Source organism: Delftia sp. WSY_12, from assembly GCF_043104645.1.
Lineage (GTDB): Bacteria > Pseudomonadota > Gammaproteobacteria > Burkholderiales > Burkholderiaceae_C > Comamonas > Comamonas tsuruhatensis.
This window is the reverse complement of record NZ_JBICKW010000008.1, coordinates 44,814-62,637: the sequence shown is the minus strand read 5'-3', so window position 1 is coordinate 62,637 and position 17,824 is coordinate 44,814. Positions and strand designations below refer to the sequence as shown.

At 65.6% G+C, this 17,824-nt stretch carries 7 protein-coding genes and 1 riboswitch; of the genes, 5 read left to right on the top strand and 2 right to left on the bottom strand.

Annotated elements, in window-relative coordinates; all coding sequences use genetic code 11:
- Nucleotides 1–9: 9 nt before the first annotated feature.
- Nucleotides 10–672, bottom strand: a complete 663-nt coding sequence (locus ACF8LI_RS04080) for a glutathione S-transferase (protein ID WP_312841371.1) — start codon at nucleotides 670–672, stop codon at nucleotides 10–12.
- Nucleotides 673–788: 116 nt separating this feature from the next.
- Between ACF8LI_RS04080 and ACF8LI_RS04075 the strand changes: the two genes are divergently transcribed.
- The 4 genes from ACF8LI_RS04075 to ACF8LI_RS04060 all read left to right on the top strand — a co-directional run bounded on the left by ACF8LI_RS04075 (nucleotide 789) and on the right by ACF8LI_RS04060 (nucleotide 4,176).
- Complete coding sequence (locus ACF8LI_RS04075; RefSeq protein ID WP_016450405.1) at nucleotides 789–1,148, top strand: hypothetical protein; 360 nt, start codon at nucleotides 789–791, stop codon at nucleotides 1,146–1,148.
- A 96-nt stretch (nucleotides 1,149–1,244) separates the two neighbouring features.
- The gene (locus tag ACF8LI_RS04070) at nucleotides 1,245–1,772 is read left to right on the top strand and encodes a copper chaperone PCu(A)C (protein ID WP_016450406.1); all 528 of its coding nucleotides are present in this window, start codon (nucleotides 1,245–1,247) and stop codon (nucleotides 1,770–1,772) included.
- Between the two features lie 142 nt (nucleotides 1,773–1,914).
- Nucleotides 1,915–2,859, top strand: coding sequence for a PhaM family polyhydroxyalkanoate granule multifunctional regulatory protein (locus ACF8LI_RS04065; RefSeq protein WP_312841372.1), 945 nt, complete (start codon nucleotides 1,915–1,917; stop codon nucleotides 2,857–2,859).
- Between the two features lie 81 nt (nucleotides 2,860–2,940).
- A complete protein-coding gene (locus tag ACF8LI_RS04060) occupies nucleotides 2,941–4,176 on the top strand; it encodes an FIST N-terminal domain-containing protein (protein ID WP_016450408.1) in 1,236 nt (411 codons plus the stop codon).
- Nucleotides 4,177–4,208: 32 nt separating this feature from the next.
- Here the strand turns inward: ACF8LI_RS04060 and ACF8LI_RS04055 are convergent, their stop codons facing one another.
- Entirely contained in the window at nucleotides 4,209–5,540 is a 1,332-nt protein-coding gene (locus ACF8LI_RS04055) for a D-amino acid dehydrogenase (RefSeq protein ID WP_047219489.1), read from the bottom strand.
- A gap of 93 nt (nucleotides 5,541–5,633) precedes the next feature.
- Nucleotides 5,634–5,744, bottom strand: a riboswitch (glycine riboswitch).
- Between the two features lie 388 nt (nucleotides 5,745–6,132).
- Here ACF8LI_RS04055 and ACF8LI_RS04050 point away from each other — a divergent pair.
- Nucleotides 6,133–17,775 (top strand): beta strand repeat-containing protein, encoded by an 11,643-nt coding sequence (locus ACF8LI_RS04050; RefSeq protein WP_392429735.1) that lies wholly within the window; start codon nucleotides 6,133–6,135, stop codon nucleotides 17,773–17,775.
- Nucleotides 17,776–17,824: the final 49 nt, after the last annotated feature.

The window sequence follows — 17,824 nt, the reverse complement described above, 5'->3', positions numbered from 1 at the left end:
CCCCGCGGCTCAGGCAGGGGTCTTGTCGCTCGCGTAGCGGGACATCATCAGCGCCGTATTGGTCTTGCGGTCGGCATTGACCTGCTGCACCGTGGGCCGCTCGGCCATGCGCGCCAGGTACTCGCGCACGGGCAGGTCGGCCAGAACGTCGCGGCCGCCAACGATCTTGCTGGCCGCGCTGACCAGGGGCAGGTGGACGATGGCGCAGCAGTCGGCCAGCGTGAAGCTGTCGCCCGCCACAAAGGGTGAGAAACGCGCGAGTTTGGCGAAGGCCGCCACGTTCTTGTCGAGCTGGGCCAGCGTGCGCTCCCGGGTGGAGTCGCTGACCTGGCCGCCGAAGAAGGCCTGCGGGTAGAGGATGCGCGCCACCAGCTCCAGGTGCAGGTCCAGGTACACGCACAGCTCGCGCACCTTGGCGGCCTCGAAGGCGTCGGCCGGCAGCAGGGCCGGCGAGGGCGACAGCGTCTCCACGTACTCGACCATGGCGGCCGACTCGCACAGACCCCGGCCGTCGTCGATGCGCAGGTAGGGCACCTTGCCCAGCGGAGAAAGCGCCATGTCGGTCTCTCCCAGCCAGGCCAGTTCCTCGTTGAAGGGCAGCTGCTTTTCCAGCAGGGCCAGCTTGACCTTGTTGTAGTAGTTGCTGGCCGCGAATCCGCACAGGGTGAGCATGGGTGTCTCCTAGGGTGTTGGTGAGGGCTGGGGGATGCGCCTGCGATGGTAGGGGCGGGCAGGGCCTGGCGGGGTCACGGACATGACGTCCTGGGGCAGACCCCTAGAATGACGCCATGCCGCTTCGCCTGCCCTCCACCTTGGCTGCCTGCGCCCGCTGGGCGCTGGGCCTGTGGCTGTGCGTGGCGCTGGCATCGGCGTTTGCGCCGCTGGCGCGCGCCTCGGGCTGGGAGCGCCTGTGCTCGGCCGCTGGCGAATCGGTCTGGGTGCCCTCGCCGGCCGGTCAGGACGATGCCCTTGCCGGCAGCCACGGCATCGACTGCCCGCTGTGCCTGCCCCCGCTGGCGCCGCCGCCCGCCCGGTGCAGTGCGGCCCCGGCACCGCTGGTGGCAGATGCGCAGCCACGGGCGCACCCGGCCTCCGTCCACAGCGTGGCCATGCCGGCCCTGCCCCAGGCCCGCGCCCCGCCCCGGTGACTCCCGGATTCACTCCCGCTTCCTTCGCTTGGCCAACCCTTTTTGCAAGGCACGAAGACCGTGCCGCAATGCATTGAAATTTCTGGAGAAACCGTGATGACACTGCGTCAATGGACCACCCCTTTCCTGATCGCCGCCTCCCTGTCCATGGGCCTGGCCCATGCCCATGCCGATGCGGCCCATGTCAAGGCCGACGCCGCCTGGGCGCGTGCCAGCGTGCCGGGCCAGCAGGCCACGGGCGCCTTCATGCGCCTGACGGCCGAGGAGCCGCTGCGCCTGGTGGGCGTGGAGTCGCCCGCCGCCGGCGTGGCCGAGGTGCATGAAATGAAGATGGAAGGCGATGTGATGCGCATGCGCGCCATCGACGGCCTGGACCTGCCCAAGGGCGTGGCCGTGGACCTGAAGCCCGGCGGCTACCACGTCATGCTGCAGCAGCTCAAGAGCCCGCTGCTCAAGGACAGTCAGGTACCCATCACCCTGGTGTTCAAGGACGCCAAGGGCGAGACCTCGCGCCTGAGCCTGCAGGTCCCCGTGCGCGCCATGGCGCCCGGCGCAGGTGCGGCATCGGCTGCGCAGGGCGGCGCGCATGGCGGACACGGCGGACATGCCGGCCACTCCCACTGAGCTTTTTGTCATCCACCGGGTTTGTGCGCAGCGGGCCGTGCATGACTTGCGATGGACTTGGCGTGTGCCTGGGTTAAGCTGAGCGCATGGCCGGTGTGCTTCACCGGCATGTTCTTCCAACCCAGTCCTAGCGAGTGCTGCCATGAGTGATGCGTCCTCCTTCGGTTTCGGCAAGTTCATCCCCGGTTTCGACTTCCTGCAGGGCCTGGCCCAGAGTGCAGGATCGGCCACCGCCCGGCCCCTGGGGCGCCTGCCCGAATGGGTGGCGCCCACGGTGAGCATCGAAGAGGTGGACAAGCGCATCACCGAACTCAAGGCCGTGCAGTTCTGGCTCGACCAGAACGGCAAGGCGCTGGCCGCCACCATCCAGGCCCTGGAAGTGCAGCGCATGACGCTGTCCACCTTGCAGGGCATGAACGTCAGCATGGGCGAGCTGGCGCAGGCCTTCCAGTTCCCTGCAGCCGCAACCGCCGCGGCCACCGCCGCGGCCAAGGGCGCCGCCAGCGCGGGGCAGGGCGACCTTTCGGACTGGCCCATGTCCTCGGCCGCCAGCCGGGCGAGCAAGAAGGAAAAGCCGCAGCCCGAGCCCGCACAGGCCGCTGCCGCGCCGCCTGCAGCCCCCGAGGCGGGCAAGGCCGCCGACAGACCCGCAGCCGCGGAGACTGCGGCGCCCAAGGACGAGTCCGCCCAGGCCGCCGCCATGGGCCAGGCCATGCAGTGGTGGGGCGCGTTGACCCAGCAATTCCAGCAGATCGCCGCCAAGGCCATGGCCGAGCCCATGGCCCCGGAGGCCGTGGCGGCCGCCCAGCGCGCCACCGGCATGGCCGGGGACCTGGCCAAGGCCACCATGGACCGCATGGCGGCACAGGCCAGCGCCTTTGCTGCGCAGGCGGGCAAGGCGGCGGCGGTCTCCCCTGCCAAGGCGCCGTCCGCAAAGCCGGCGGCCAAGGCTGCGGTGCAGGCCGAAGCCCCCAGGACCGCTGCCAAGGCTCCCGCCAAAGCGGCTGCCAGGAAAACGGCTGCAAAGGCTGGAGCCAAGGCGCCGGCCGCCAGCAAGCCGGCAGCCAAGAGCCGGCCGGCGCGTTGACCGATCGGGCCGGACCCATGGATGCGCAAGGCCCCAGCCACCCGCAAGCCGGGTGCTGGCGGGGCTAGAAAGAAGGTTGGTATGTCGTTGTTTCCTGTAGGCCATGCCAGCCATTCCGACTGGCGCGCCGCGGCCGACGCGGTGCTGCAGCAGCTGCGCTTGCAGATGGCCGGGCCCGGCCACGCGCAGCGGCCCCGTCTGGGACTGGTGTACCTGTCCCATGCGCATGCCGCCCACGCACGGCCGCTGCTGCAGCATCTGGCCAGGGCCCTGCCCCATGTGGCGGACTGGGCCGGCTGCTCGGCCGGCGGCGTTCTGGCCATGTCGCATGAGTACCTGTCAGGAACCGCGCTCGCGGTGATGCTGCTGGATGTACCGGCCGCCCACTACCGCCTGTATTCGGGCCTGGCGCCCCTGCATGCGCCTGGCGGCGAGGCCGGCTTCACCGCCCATTCGGCCCTGGTCCATGCCGCAGGCGGCCAGCCCGAGCTGGCCGAGCTGCTGTACGAGCTGTCCGAGCGCACCGAGTCCGGCCTGCTGTTCGGCGGCGTGGGCGATGACGGGGAAGACGGCGTGGAGGGCGTGCAGATCGCCTGCCGCACCGAGGATCTGCATGCGCAGCATGCGGACGCGCGCGGCATTTTTCGTGGCGGCTTTTCAGGCGTGGCCTTCGGTGCCGGCGTGCCCTGCATCACGGGCATGGCCCAGGGCTGCGTGCCGCTGGGCGAGGGGCTGGAGATCACCGAGGCGCGCGGCGCCCTGGTCACCGGGCTCGATGGCGATCCGGCCTTGCAGCGCCTGCTGCAACTGCTGGGCGTGGAGCTGGAAGGCAGCGACTGGCAGCCCGCGCTGACCACGGTCCGCACCACGCTGGCGGCCATTGCGCCGCCGGGCCGGGGCCTGGCCCACGGCGTGCTGACCGAAGAGGCCCAGGTGCTGACCCTGGTTGGCCTGGACCCGCTGCGCCAGGGCGTGGCCCTGTCATCGGCCGTGGAGGCCGGGCATTCGGTGATCTTCTGCCGCCGCCAGGCCCAGGTCGCGCGCCAGGAACTGCTGCAACTGGGCGCTGCGCTGCGCGATGCGGCGGAGCCCGAGGAGGCGGCGCCCGAAGGCGAGGCACAGCCCCGCATCCGTGGCGCCATCTACATCAGTTGCCGGGGCCGCGGCGGCGGCCTGTTCGGCGGCCCCGATGCCGAACTGCGCACCCTGCGCCACGCACTGGGCGATGTGCCATTGATCGGCTTCGTTGCCGAAGCCGAGATCATGGACGCCCGCCTGCACCGCTTCGCCGGGGTGTTGACGGTGTTCACTGCATAGGCGTCGTACACGTCGTACACGCCGTCCGCACCTCAGACCGCGCGCGGGCGCACCGTGCCTGCGCTGCGATCCGGGTCCATGGCTGCGGCCCCCAGGAAATCGAAATCCACGGCCGGCCGCCTGCCGCTGACCAGGTCGGCCAGCGCCATGCCGGAGCCGCAGGCATGGGTCCAGCCCAGCGTGCCGTGGCCGGTGTTCAGGAACAGGTTGGCGATGGGCGAGCGTCCGATCAGCGGCACATTGCTGGGCGTGGCGGGGCGCAGGCCGCTCCAGAACTGGGCGCGCCCGGTATCGCCGGCGCCGGGGAACAGCTGCTGCACGCGCCGCACGATGGCCTCGCAGCGCACGGGGTCCAGGTTGCGGTCGTAGCCGTTGAACTCGGCCGTGCCCGCAATGCGCAGGCGGTCGCCTTGCGCGCCCGTGTAGCGCGAGAACACCAGCTTGAACTCGTCGTCCGTGAGGCTGACCTGATAGGCCTTGGCGGGGTCCAGCACCGGCAGGGTCACGGAGTAGCCCTTGGCCGGATAGATGGGCAGGCGCAACCCCAGCGGCTGGGCCAGCAGCGGGCTGAACGAGCCCATGGCCAGCACATAGGCGTCGCCCTGGATGCGTTCATAGCGGCCCTCGGCATTGGTCACCTCCACATGGTCGATATGGCGGCTGGCGCCCGCGCCCGTGGTGCGCAGCGCCGTCACGTGGTGGCTCTGGCGGAACTGCACGCCCGTGGCGGCGGCGATGCGCGCCAGCTCGCGTGTGAAGAGGTTGGCGTCGCCTGATTCATCCTCGGCCGTATAGGTGGCGCCCGCTATCTGCCCGCGCACATGGGCCAGAGCCGGCTCCAGGCGCACGGCCTCGTCGGCATCGATCAGGCGGCGGTCGCAGCCCAGGGCCTGCATCTGCTCGGTGGGCTTGAGCGCGCCCTCGAACTCGCGGGCGTTCGTGTAGAAGTGCAGGATGCCCTGCATGCGCTGCTCGTACTGGATGCCGGTGTCCGACCGCAACTGCTGCAGGGCCTCGCGGCTGTAGGTGCCCAGGCGAACGATCTGCTGGATGTTGTGGCGCGTGCGCGCGGGCGTGCAGTTGCGCAGGAAGGACAGGCCCCAGAGCCACTGGCGCATGTCGGCGCGCAGGCGGAAGAGCAGGGGGGCGTCCTGCCGGCCCAGCCAGCCCAGCAGCTTCAGCGGTGCGCCGGGGTTGGCCCAGGGCTCGGCATGGCTGACCGAGATCTGCCCGCCGTTGGCGAAGCTGGTTTCGGCGCCGGGCGCGGCCTGGCGGTCGATGACGGTCACTTCATGACCGAGGGATTGCAGATAGTAGGCCGACGTGGTGCCGATCAGACCGGCTCCGAGAACGATGACGCGCATGACGATGCCCTTTCAAAGGCATGTGCCGGGTCACGCGAAAGCTGGCCGCTATGGTCTGGATAGCAGGCAGCCGGCGTCCGTCGTGACGCAGCTGCCGCTCCCCCTGTCCTTGGTACCTGAGAGATTCACCGCCGTCCATGGGAACGGGGCTTGCTCCTTCGGTGCGCCGCACATTGCGTGCGGCGGCTCTCCAGACGGCATGTTGTGTTTGCAGTACGGAACCTGAGCGTGTATGGGAGTTTGCGCCTTCGGTGAGGCTCGGCACCGTGGCGCCCGCCTGCTCTCCTGCAGGGGCGATTCTATGGGGCTTGCGCAGCCAGTTCCAGTCGTATTGGGGATACCACCAGTTACTTGTATGTGGTGTGGCTGATTCAGGGTATTCCCTAGATCGCTCAAGCGCCTCCCTCGTAGCGCTGGTACGAGTCTCCGGTTTCATGTAAAAAAACTATTGAAATAGAAAAAAACATGATTTAGCCTATCGATATGTGCAGTGGTTTGTCAGTGCATGTTCTGGTCGATTGGACCTGCATGGGTTAACCATGGGTTGTATATATGTCTGATAGGCGACTTACCGTTGCACAGGTGCGGGTCCATGGAAACTGGTCCGTCACTGAAAAAATACAAGCACGGTGAATATGGTTTGTCGAGGGAGGAATGTTTTGCGTCGCAAACCCGACTGAAGGTGTGTCCGCTCAATGGGCAGTGGAGCAGCGCGCAAGCGTTGATGGAAATCCGCCTTTTTTTGATTGACGCGCAGGATCTGCGCGAAAAATTTTGCTTCCAAACTCACCGGCTGCAAGGTGAGTTGTGGGCTCGTGATTCAAATAGAACTATTCGAGGTACGGCGATGCAAATGCGCTGGGTACAACTGATGGCCATTGCCATTGGGAAAATCATTTTCCTGTCATATCTCCTTGAGAAAACGGGGAATATCATGCATGCTCTCAATCGCCTGCCTGGTTCGGCATTTTTTCGCAAGTGGCGTGCAGCGAAGTGCCTTTTCTCTTTGCTGCTGCTTTCATGCGCGGGTATCTCATCCACGGCACTGGCGGCGACCATCGTCTTCACGGTCACCGACAACAGCGACGCTCCCAATGCCAATGCAACGACACCAACCACCTGTGTCAGCACGCTGGGGGGCACCTTTGCTGGCGCATGTACGCTGCGAGCGGCCATTCAGGCAGCCAACTACACGCTGCAAACGCTGGATCCGAGTGCCGATGTTTCCATCGTCTTTGCGCCGACACTGACCACGTCGGTACGAACCATACAGAGCGGGACATCCAAGGATGCGGCGGGAAACCTCCATCCGTATGTCGACAATCAGACGGTTTACGTGCGCTGTGCCAATACATTCTCCAGCGGAGTCCAGTCCGGCGCCGTGACGGGGGCCACCAATGCCTGTGGTCAAAGCCAGATGATCAGCGGCGGCGATACGGGCACCACCACTGGTGCCGGTGGTGCCTGGTACTGGCTCAAAGGCACCGTGCCAGCCGGCACGGGCTCGTTGACCATCGATTTCGGGGGAGTCATACAAGTCCAGAACTGGGCGGACTCCCCCTGGGAAACTTTTTATCTTGGTGGGAAGAACATCACGCTCACCAATTCGCCCAACATGACCTGTGGCGAAGCGGTATTCGTCGTTGGCTCCCCGGCGAACAATGTCACCATTGATCGCGTCGGCCTGGTGAATGTGGCTCCAACCCCTGCGGGAGAGGGGACGCCGTTCAACTGCGAGCTGTACGCGGAGATTCATCAAGGCGCACAAAACGTATTCTTTACCAATAGCACGATCAATTCCGCGATATGGAATGGAAATTACGGCAATAACAAGGGCTCGGCCATTTCCGTTGCCGCAAGCAACGGTGCAGGCACAGTTTCCAATATTGTTGTCGATAATTTCACGGTAACGAATCTGCCCAACCCTATCGGGGGAATGCAGCTCGAGCAGTTCTTCCAGGTCATGTCGAACATGACCGTCAACGGATTGACGATCAAAGATTCGAATATCGCACTGAGCCCGACTGGTGGAAATGCGCCCAGGGCCGTGGTGTCGGTTGATGGAACGATCAACCTGGGCAATGGAATTGGTCTTGCCGTGACGGGTAATACCTTCTCGCTGCCTATTGCCGCCTATACCGCTTCATCGCCAATGCATGTGTCGGCGCCAACGGTGAATACGGCAGCCTCAGGCACGACGCAGGTAGTGACGGTGACCGATAACAATTTCACTGGCGGCGGGGACGGGTTGAATATTAGTGGGACGGGTACGGCACCAGGGTTGATTGGCAACAACAAGATGACAAGCCAGTCGAGAAGTGCCATTCGTATCACTACGCATGATTTCTTCAAGATTTCTCAGAACACGCTGTTTTCCGTGCCTGTGGCTGCAAACTCAGGTATCAGTTTGCTGACGACGGCCAATGGACAAACCGGATGGACCCCGACCCTTGGCGTTGGCGCCAGTGACACCGCCGCCTGCACCTGGACATTCAATATCACGGCAAATGCCAATGCGAGCGAGCCGGCACCGTATACGGTGGAAGCCTTTTGGTCGCCGACCGGCGCGGGCGTCAACGATGCGCAGGTCTATCTGGGCTCAGGGACCATGGCCGGAGCCTCGGGAACGCTGACCGTTCCTTCGTATCTCAGCGGCCAGGTGCGGGTCACAGTGACGGACAGCAATTCCGGTGGAGCCCAGACCTCGCAGCTTTCAACGGCTGCAAGCGTCACCGGTTTTCCCTGTGCCCTGAAATCCGGCGTTCTGGCGACGACCAACAATCAACCTGTCGGCAGCAGCGACTTGCTGGAGGTCTACATTGTTGACGGCCAAGGCAATGCCTGGACGGGGGGCAGTGACACCGTTACCTTCGCAGCGCCGCCTGCAGGTGTCACGTTCAATGGCAGCTCCGCCGCAGTCAGCTGCACGACCGACTCCAGCGGAAAGTGCGCGTCTCCCATCAATGCCAGCAGCAGTGTCGCCGGAACATTCACCACACCCGTGACCTTGTCGTCGTCAGTCGCTGGTGCCACGTTCTCCAATCTTCCATTGGGTGGAAGCCCGGTATCTGGCGCAGTGACTTATCAGCCTTCGCCGGTTGCTTACAGCTTCACCGGGCTGCCGGCCAGCACGACCGGTTCTGAAATCGCCGCGAGTCCGCCATCGATTGCGGCCAATGGCGTCTCCACCAGCACCTTGGCCGTGCAGTTGAAGGATGCGTTAGGCAACCTTGTCACCACCTGTACCGATACGGTGGCCTTCACCCTCAATGCGGGGACGCAAGGCGTTCCTGCCGTCAGCGTCACGGGCTGCAGTGCCGGCATGTACACGGGGACGGTGACATCGCCGGTGCTGGTCGGCAGCGGCACCTTCGGGTTCACCATCAACGGGGCTGCGGCTGTTGCCACCGCAACGATCTCCTATGCGGCCGCAACGCCGAGCACGAGTGCATCGACGATAGTCGCCACTCCGGCATCGATCGTGGCCAACGGCAGCTCCACCAGCGTGCTGCGCGTGCAACTGGTCGATGCCAGCAGCAATCCGATCAACACGTGCACGAACACGGTGGCGTTCACCCTGAACGGCGGAACGCAGGGAACGCCGAGTGTGGGCGCGGCCTCGTGTACCGCCGGTATCTATACGGGCACCGTCACATCGCCCACGGCAGTCGGCAGCGGGATCTTCGGATTCACCATCAACGGCTCTGCCGCAGTTGCTACGGCTTCAGTGAGCTACACGGCGGGTCCGCCAAGTACCAGCGCCTCGACCATCGTTGCGAGTCCGACCTCGATCATTGCCAGTGGCACTGCAACCAGCGCATTGACGGCGCAGCTCAAGGATGCGTCAGGCAATTCGATTGCGACCTGTGCCAACACGGTGGCCTTCACGCTGAACGGTGGAACACAGGGCTCGCCCGCGGTCGGCGCGGGGGCGTGCAGCGCAGGGGTGTACACGGCCACCGTCACGGCACCTACCGCAGTCGGCAGCGGCACCTTTGGTTTCACCATCAATGGCTCGGCCGCCACGGCTACGGCTGCGGTGAACTACACGGCCGGCTCGCCCAGCAATGGCGCGAATGGAAACCTGATCAGTGCCAGTCCGCTCAGCGTTGTCGCAGACAACACTGCCACGAGCTCGATCAGCGTGACCCTGCGCGATGCCAATGGCAATCCCGCCACGGATACGGTGGCGCACACGATTGTCTTCACCAAAACGGGCGTGGGCACGACCACGCCGGCCGCACCCACGTGCACGATCGCGGCCAACGCCAATCCGGCCACCTGCTCCGTGACGGTGAAATCGGCCACGGTCGGCACCGCAAGCTTCACGGCAACGGACAACGGAGAGGCCGTGAGCAATGGCAGTCCGGTATCGGTCAACTTCATTGCCGGGCCGCCCAGCAATACAGCCAGTGGCAATCTGCTCAGTGCCACACCGCTCTCGGTGATGGCCGACGGTACGAGCACCGGCACGGTGACCGTCGCACTGCAGGACGCCAATGGCAATGCAACCGTCGATACGGTTGCCCACACCATCGGCTTTGTCCATACCGGCGCCGGCACGCCTTCGGCAACTTCCTGCACGATTGCGGCCAATGCGAATCCAGCGCGCTGCTCCATCACGGTGACATCCACCGTCGCTGGTGCGGCGAGCTTCACAGCCACGGACAACAACGGCACCACCACCCAGAGCGTGGCAAACGGCAGTCCGGCCGTGATCAACTTCACGGCCAATGCCGCCGACCCCGCCAGGTCGGGGGTGCGTACCGTCAGCAGTCCGGCCACGGCCAATGGCTCGGCGACAGATGTGCTTGAAGCGTTTGTGGGAGATGTCAACGGCAATCCGGTGGCCGGAAGCGTTGTCACGTTCTCTCCCACCGCAAACATCACCTTCAGCGGTACCTGCACCACCAATGCGGCCGGTACCTGCCAGGTCACCGCCAGGACAACCGTCGCGGGCTCCTACGCTTCCGGCGCAAGCATCGCGAGCGGCGCATTGAGCGGCAGCGGCATCAGCGCCGGCGGCAATACGTACGGTGCGACGGCTGCCTATGTCTTTACGGCAGGTGCCGTCGATCCCGCCAATTCGACCATGTCGGTCGATGTGAACAACCAGGCAGCCGGCGGCGGCCAGGACGTCGTTTCCGTGGTCACCAAGGATGCGTTCGGCAATCCGGTCACCGGCGTTGCCGTGAACTTCAGCGTGACGCCTGCCGGAGCGGCACCTGCCACCGCCAGTTGCACGACTGCGGGTGCGGCGGCGACCTGCTCGGTGTCGTTCACCAGCGTGACCGCATCGACTTACTCGGCTGCCGCCACGGTGGGTGCAGCCGCCATCGGCAACAGCCCGCAATCGATGGCCTTTGTCGCCGGCAATGCCTCGGCAAGCAATTCGGGCCTGCGTGTCGTGAGCGACAACGCGGCGGCAAATGGCACGGCAACCGATGTGGTGGAAGCATATGTGCGCGATGCCGGTGGCAATCCCAAGGGCGGCGAGGTCGTCACCTTTGCCGGTACCCCCGGCGTGAAGCTGAACGGTGGCGCGGACGGCGCGTCAGCCACTTGCACCACTGGAACAAGCGGCACAACTCTGGGCATCTGCTCGATCACTGCCACCAGCACAGCGAGTGGGACCTACAGCATTGCCACCAGCATTCCTGCCGGAACCCTGGGTGGCACGTTCACCGTGGGAGCAAACGCGTATTCGCCAAGCGCCGCACAAATTCATTTTGTAAGCGTGGTGAACCTCAGTGTCACCAAGGCCAACCCTGGCAGCTTGGCTGTGGGTACGCCCTTCAACTATGCGTTCTCCGTGTCCAATGCCGCCAGTGCCTTCGGTCCTGCCAACAGCGTGACCATCAAGGACCTGGTGCCTGCGGGCATCAGCATCACGGGTGTGCCGACCGGCGCGAACGTGGCCAGCGCGACCTGCACGCCCAACACCTTCCCGTTTGCGGGTAACGGCAGCTCCGTGCTGACTTGTACGGTGAACTTCACGACCTCGGTCGCAGCCGGTGGCACCACCAGCTTCAATCTGCCGGCTGTGCCGACGGCGGTGGGTTCGAGCACGAACACGGCTTCCTACGATCCGTCCGGCGGCATCAGCCCCGTCAATCCGACGGCGGGTTGCACGACAGACTGCGCTTCCACACCGGTGACTCCGGTCACGCCTGGCACGCCAGCGCTGACGGTCACCAAGGCCAACCCTGGCAGTCTGGCCGTGGGCACGGCGTTCAACTACGCCTTCACGGTAGCGAATGCGGCCGGTGCCTTCGGCCCTGCCACCAGCGTGACCATCAAGGACCTGGTGCCGGCAGGCATCAGCATCACGGGCGTGCCGACCGGCGCAAACGTGGCCAGTGCGACCTGCACGCCCAACGCCTTCCCGTTTGCGGGCAATGGCATCGCCGTCCTGACGTGTACGGTGAACTTCACGACCTCGGTCGCAGCCGGTGGCAGCACCAGCTTCAACCTGCCGGCTGTTCCGACGGCGGAGGGTTCGAGCACGAACACGGCCTCCTACGATCCGTCGGGCGGCATCAACCCCGTCAATCCGACGGCGGGTTGCACGACGGATTGCGCATCGACGCCTTCCACGCCGGTGACCCCTGGTACTCCTGCGCTGACAGTCACCAAGGCCAATCCCGGCAGCCTGGCCGTGGGCACGCCCTTCAACTACGCGTTCTCCGTGTCCAACGCTGCCAGTGCCTTCGGCCCCGCCACCAGCGTGACCATCAAGGACCTGGTGCCGGCAGGCATCAGCATCACGGGCGTGCCAACTGGTGCAAACGTGGCCAGCGCGACCTGCACGCCCAACACCTTCCCGTTTGCGGGCAATGGCAGCACCGTGCTGACGTGTACGGTGAACTTCACGGCGGCAGTGGCGGCTGGCGGCAACACTAGCTTCAACCTGCCGGCTGTTCCGACGGCTGTGGGCTCGAGCACGAACACGGCCTCCTACGATCCGTCGGGCGGCATCAGCCCCGTCAATCCGACGGCGGGTTGCACGACGGATTGCGCGTCGACACCCACCACACCGGTCACGCCTGGCACGCCAGCGTTGACGGTCACCAAGGCCAACCCCGGTACCCTGGCTGTAGGCACGCCTTTCAACTACGCCTTCACGGTAGCGAATGCGGCTGGAGCCTTCGGCCCTGCCACCAGCGTGACCATCAAGGATTTGGTGCCTGCGGGTATCAGCATCACGGGCGTGCCGACTGGTGCAAACGTGGCCAGCGCGACCTGCACGCCCAACACCTTCCCGTTTGCGGGTAACGGCAGTTCCGTGCTTACGTGCACGGTGAACTTCACGGCTTCGGTCGCAGCGGGTGGCAACAGCAGCTTCAATCTGCCAGCTGTGCCGACGGCGGTGGGCTCGAGCACGAACACTGCCTCCTACGATCCGTCGGGTGGCATCAGCCCGGTCAATCCGACGGCCGGTTGCACGACAGACTGCGCTTCCACACCAGTGACTCCAGTCACTCCTGGCACGCCTGCGCTGACGGTCACCAAGGCCAACCCGGGCAGCCTGGCTGTGGGCACGCCGTTCAACTACGCCTTCACGGTGAATAACGCCGCCGGTGCCTTCGGCCCCGCAACCAGCGTGACCATCAAGGACCTGGTGCCCGCGGGGATCAGCATCACGGGCGTGCCGACCGGTGCAAATGTGGCCAGCGCGACCTGCACGCCCAATACCTTCCCCTTCGTGGGCAATGGCACGGCGATCCTGTCTTGCACGGTGAGCTTCACCACACCGGTGGCAGCTGGCAGCAACAGCAGCTTCAACCTGCCGGCTGTGCCGACGGCGGTGGGTTCGAGCACGAACACGGCCTCCTACGATCCATCGGGCGGCATCAACCCCGTCAATCCGACGGCGGGTTGCACGACGGATTGCGCATCGACGCCTTCCACGCCTGTGACCCCTGGCACGCCTGCGTTGACGGTCACCAAGGCCAACCCGGGTAGCCTGGCTGTAGGTTCGCCCTTCAACTACACCTTCACGGTAGCGAATGCAGCGAGTGCCTTCGGTCCTGCCAGCAGCGTGACCATCAAGGATCTGGTGCCTGCGGGGATCCGCATCACGGGTGCGCCGACAGGCGCGAACGTGTCCAGTGTGGACTGCTCGCCCAAGCCCAACACCTTCCCGTTCACGGGCAATGGCAGCACTGTCCTGACGTGTACGGTGAACTTCACTGCGGCAGTGGCGGCTGGTGGCAACACCAGCTTCAATCTGCCGGCTGTTCCGACGGCTGTGGGTTCGAGCACGAACACGGCCTCCTACGATCCGTCGGGCGGCATCAACCCCGTCAATCCGACGGCGGGTTGCACGACGGATTGCGCATCGACGCCTTCCACGCCTGTGACCCCTGGTACGCCTGCGCTGACGGTCACCAAGGCCAACCCCGGTAGCCTGGCTGTGGGCACGCCGTTCAACTACGCGTTCTCCGTGTCCAACGCTGCCAGTGCCTTCGGTCCCGCCACCAGCGTGACCATCAAGGACCTGGTGCCTGCGGGCATCAGCATCACGGGCGTGCCGACTGGTGCAAATGTGGCCAGTGCGACCTGCACGCCCAACACCTTCCCGTTTGCGGGCAATGGCAGCACCGTGCTGACGTGTACGGTGAACTTCACGGCGGCAGTGGCGGCTGGCGGCAACACTAGCTTCAACCTGCCGGCTGTTCCGACGGCTGTGGGCTCGAGCACGAACACGGCCTCCTACGATCCGTCGGGCGGCATCAGCCCCGTCAATCCGACGGCGGGTTGCACGACGGATTGCGCGTCGACACCCACCACACCGGTCACGCCGGGTACGCCAGCGCTGACGGTCACCAAGGCCAACCCGGGCAGCCTGGCTGTGGGAACTGCGTTCAACTACGCGTTCTCCGTGTCCAACGCCGCCAGTGCCTTCGGTCCCGCCACCAGCGTGACCATCAAAGACCTGGTGCCTGCGGGTATCAGCATCACGGGCGTGCCGACCGGCGCAAACGTGGCCAGTGCGACCTGCACGCCCAACACCTTCCCGTTTGCGGGTAACGGCAGTTCCGTGCTGACGTGTACGGTGAGCTTCACCACACCGGTGGCAGCGGGCAGCAACACCAGCTTCAACCTGCCGGCTGTGCCGACGGCGGTGGGTTCGAGCACGAACACGGCCTCCTACGATCCGTCGGGCGGCATCAGCCCGGTCAATCCGACGGCAGGGTGCACGACGGATTGCGCATCGACGCCTTCCACGCCGGTGACCCCTGGTACTCCTGCGCTGACGGTCACCAAGGCCAACCCAGGCAGCCTGGCGGTGGGCACGCCTTTCAACTACGCCTTCACGGTAGCGAATGCAGCGAGTGCCTTCGGTCCCGCCACCAGCGTGACCATCAAGGACCTGGTGCCGGCAGGCATCAGCATCACGGGCGTGCCAACTGGCGCGAACGTGGCCAGCTCGACCTGCACGCCCAACACCTTCCCGTTTGCGGGCAATGGCAGCACCGTGCTGACGTGTACGGTGAACTTCACTGCGGCAGTGGCGGCAGGTGGCACCACCAGCTTCAACCTGCCGGCTGTGCCGACGGCTGTGGGTTCGAGCACGAACACGGCCTCCTACGATCCGTCGGGCGGAATCAACCCGGTCAATCCGACGGCAGGGTGCACGACGGATTGCGCGTCGACACCCACCACGCCCGTCACGCCAGGCACGCCTGTGTTGACAGTCAGCAAGGCCAATCCCGGCAGCCTGGCGGTGGGCACGCCGTTCAACTACGCCTTCACGGTAGCGAATGCGGCTGGAGCCTTCGGCCCCGCCACCAGCGTGACCATCAAGGACCTGGTGCCTGCGGGCATCAGCATCACGGGCGTACCGACTGGCGCAAACGTGGCCAGCGCGACCTGCACGCCCAATACCTTCCCCTTCGTGGGCAATGGCACGGCGATCCTGTCTTGCACGGTGAACTTCACTGCGGCAGTGGCGGCCGGTGGCAACACCAGCTTCAACCTGCCGGCTGTGCCGACGGCTGTGGGCTCGAGCACGAACACGGCTTCCTACGATCCGTCGGGCGGCATCAGCCCGGTCAATCCGACGGCAGGGTGCACGACGGATTGCGCGTCGACACCCACCACGCCCGTCACGCCTGGCACGCCTGCGCTGACGGTCACCAAGGCCAACCCAGGCAGCCTGGCGGTGGGCACGCCTTTCAACTACGCCTTCACGGTAGCGAATGCGGCCAGTGCCTTTGGTCCCGCCACCAGCGTGACCATTAAGGACCTGGTGCCGGCAGGCATCAGCATCACGGGCGTGCCGACTGGTGCAAACGTGGCCAGTGCGACCTGCACGCCCAACACCTTCCCCTTCGTGGGCAATGGCACGGCGATCCTGTCTTGCACGGTGAGCTTCACCACACCGGTGGCAGCTGGCAGCAACAGCAGCTTCAACCTGCCGGCTGTGCCGACGGCGGTGGGTTCGAGCACGAACACGGCCTCCTACGATCCGTCGGGTGGCATCAGCCCTGTCAATCCGACGGCCGGTTGCACGACGAACTGCGCTTCCACACCGGTGACTCCGGTGACGCCTGGCACGCCAGCGTTGACGGTCACCAAGGCCAACCCGGGCAGCCTGGCTGTGGGGACTGCGTTCAACTACGCGTTCTCCGTGTCCAACGCTGCCAGTGCCTTCGGTCCCGCCACCAGCGTGACCATCAAGGACTTGGTGCCTGCAGGCATCAGCATCACGGGTGCGCCGACAGGTGCGAACGTGGCCAGTGCGACCTGCACGCCCAACACCTTCCCGTTTGCGGGTAACGGCAGTTCCGTGCTGACGTGTACGGTGAGCTTCACCACACCGGTGGCAGCGGGCAGCAACACCAGCTTCAACCTGCCGGCTGTGCCGACGGCTGTGGGTTCGAGCACGAACACGGCCTCCTACGATCCGTCGGGCGGCATCAGCCCCGTCAATCCGACGGCAGGGTGCACGACGGATTGCGCGTCGACACCCACCACGCCCGTCACGCCTGGCACGCCTGCGCTGACGGTCACCAAGGCCAACCCCGGCAGCCTGGCGGTGGGTACGCCGTTCAACTACGCGTTCTCCGTGTCCAACGCTGCCAGTGCCTTCGGCCCCGCCACCAGCGTGACCATCAAGGACCTGGTGCCGGCAGGCATCAGCATCACGGGTGTGCCGACCGGCGCAAACGTGGCCAGCGCGACCTGCACGCCCAACACCTTCCCGTTTGCGGGTAACGGCAGCTCCGTGCTGACGTGTACGGTGAGCTTCATCACGCCGGTGGCGGCCGGTGGCAACACCAGCTTCAATCTGCCGGCTGTGCCGACGGCTGTGGGGTCGAGCACGAACACGGCTTCCTACGATCCGTCGGGTGGCATCAGCCCGGTCAATCCGACGGCAGGTTGCACTGTGAACTGTGCATCGACACCAGCAACGCCGGTCACTCCCAGCACGCAGGTGCCGGTGGCTCCGACGCTGACGGTTTCGCCGACCACGGTGGGAGGCTATCCGCAGATTTCCGGCACCGGCACGCCGGGCTACACGATCACGGTGAAGGATGGCTCGACGACACTGTGTACGGCAATCGTCGCGGCCGATCAGACGTGGAGCTGCACGCCAAGCGGCGGCTTGCCGACGCCGGGTCTGCACACGATCAGCGCGACCCAGACCAATCCTGGCAATGGCAATACCGGACCTGCCACAACGACTTCGCTCAACGTGCTCGGAACGACCTTCACGGGTCCGACAGCCACCGGGGCAGGCAACGCCACGGCGACCTTGAGCGGTGGTGGCGCGGGCTGCGGGTTCGATGTGTCGCAGTCGTCCTTCGTCGCGGCTGCGGCGGGTGCGCCGGGCCAGTTGAGCTTCCCGTACGGCAATGTGCACTTCGTGGCCCGCGGCTGTACGCCCAGCAGCTCGATCACGGTCAGCGTCACCTGGCCGGGGCCGGTGACCGGCATGGCGTACTGGAAGTTCGGTCCAGCGTCCGCAGGGGCGGCGGACTCCTGGTATCAGCCTGCGGGTGCGGTGGTGTCGGGCAATACGACCTCGGTGGTGGTCACCGATGGTGGCCAGGGTGATGACGATCGCGCAGCCAATGGCGTGATCGTGGATCCCAGCGGTCCGGCGCGTGTGGGTGCGGCACCGGATGCCAGGCCGATCCCTGCGCTCGAACCTCGCATGCTCGCCATGGCCATGCTGCTGATGCTGGCTGCAGGCCTGTGGAATCTGCGCCGCAGACGCGGTTGACACACGGCTGAAGAGGAGCTGAACCATCGCCTGCCGAACCTGTTTCGGC

Excerpts from the sequence above, each read along its gene's own strand:
- ACF8LI_RS04075 (WP_016450405.1), top strand. The coding sequence starts at position 789 with ATGCCGCTTCGCCTGCCCTCCACCTTGGCTGCCTGCGCCCGCTGGGCG.
- ACF8LI_RS04065 (WP_312841372.1), top strand. The coding sequence starts at position 1,915 with ATGAGTGATGCGTCCTCCTTCGGTTTCGGCAAGTTCATCCCCGGTTTC.
- ACF8LI_RS04055 (WP_047219489.1), bottom strand. The coding sequence starts at position 5,540 with ATGCGCGTCATCGTTCTCGGAGCCGGTCTGATCGGCACCACGTCGGCC.
- ACF8LI_RS04080 (WP_312841371.1), bottom strand. The coding sequence starts at position 672 with ATGCTCACCCTGTGCGGATTCGCGGCCAGCAACTACTACAACAAGGTC.
- ACF8LI_RS04050 (WP_392429735.1), top strand. The coding sequence starts at position 6,133 with ATGGAAACTGGTCCGTCACTGAAAAAATACAAGCACGGTGAATATGGT.
- ACF8LI_RS04060 (WP_016450408.1), top strand. The coding sequence starts at position 2,941 with ATGTCGTTGTTTCCTGTAGGCCATGCCAGCCATTCCGACTGGCGCGCC.
- ACF8LI_RS04070 (WP_016450406.1), top strand. The coding sequence starts at position 1,245 with ATGACACTGCGTCAATGGACCACCCCTTTCCTGATCGCCGCCTCCCTG.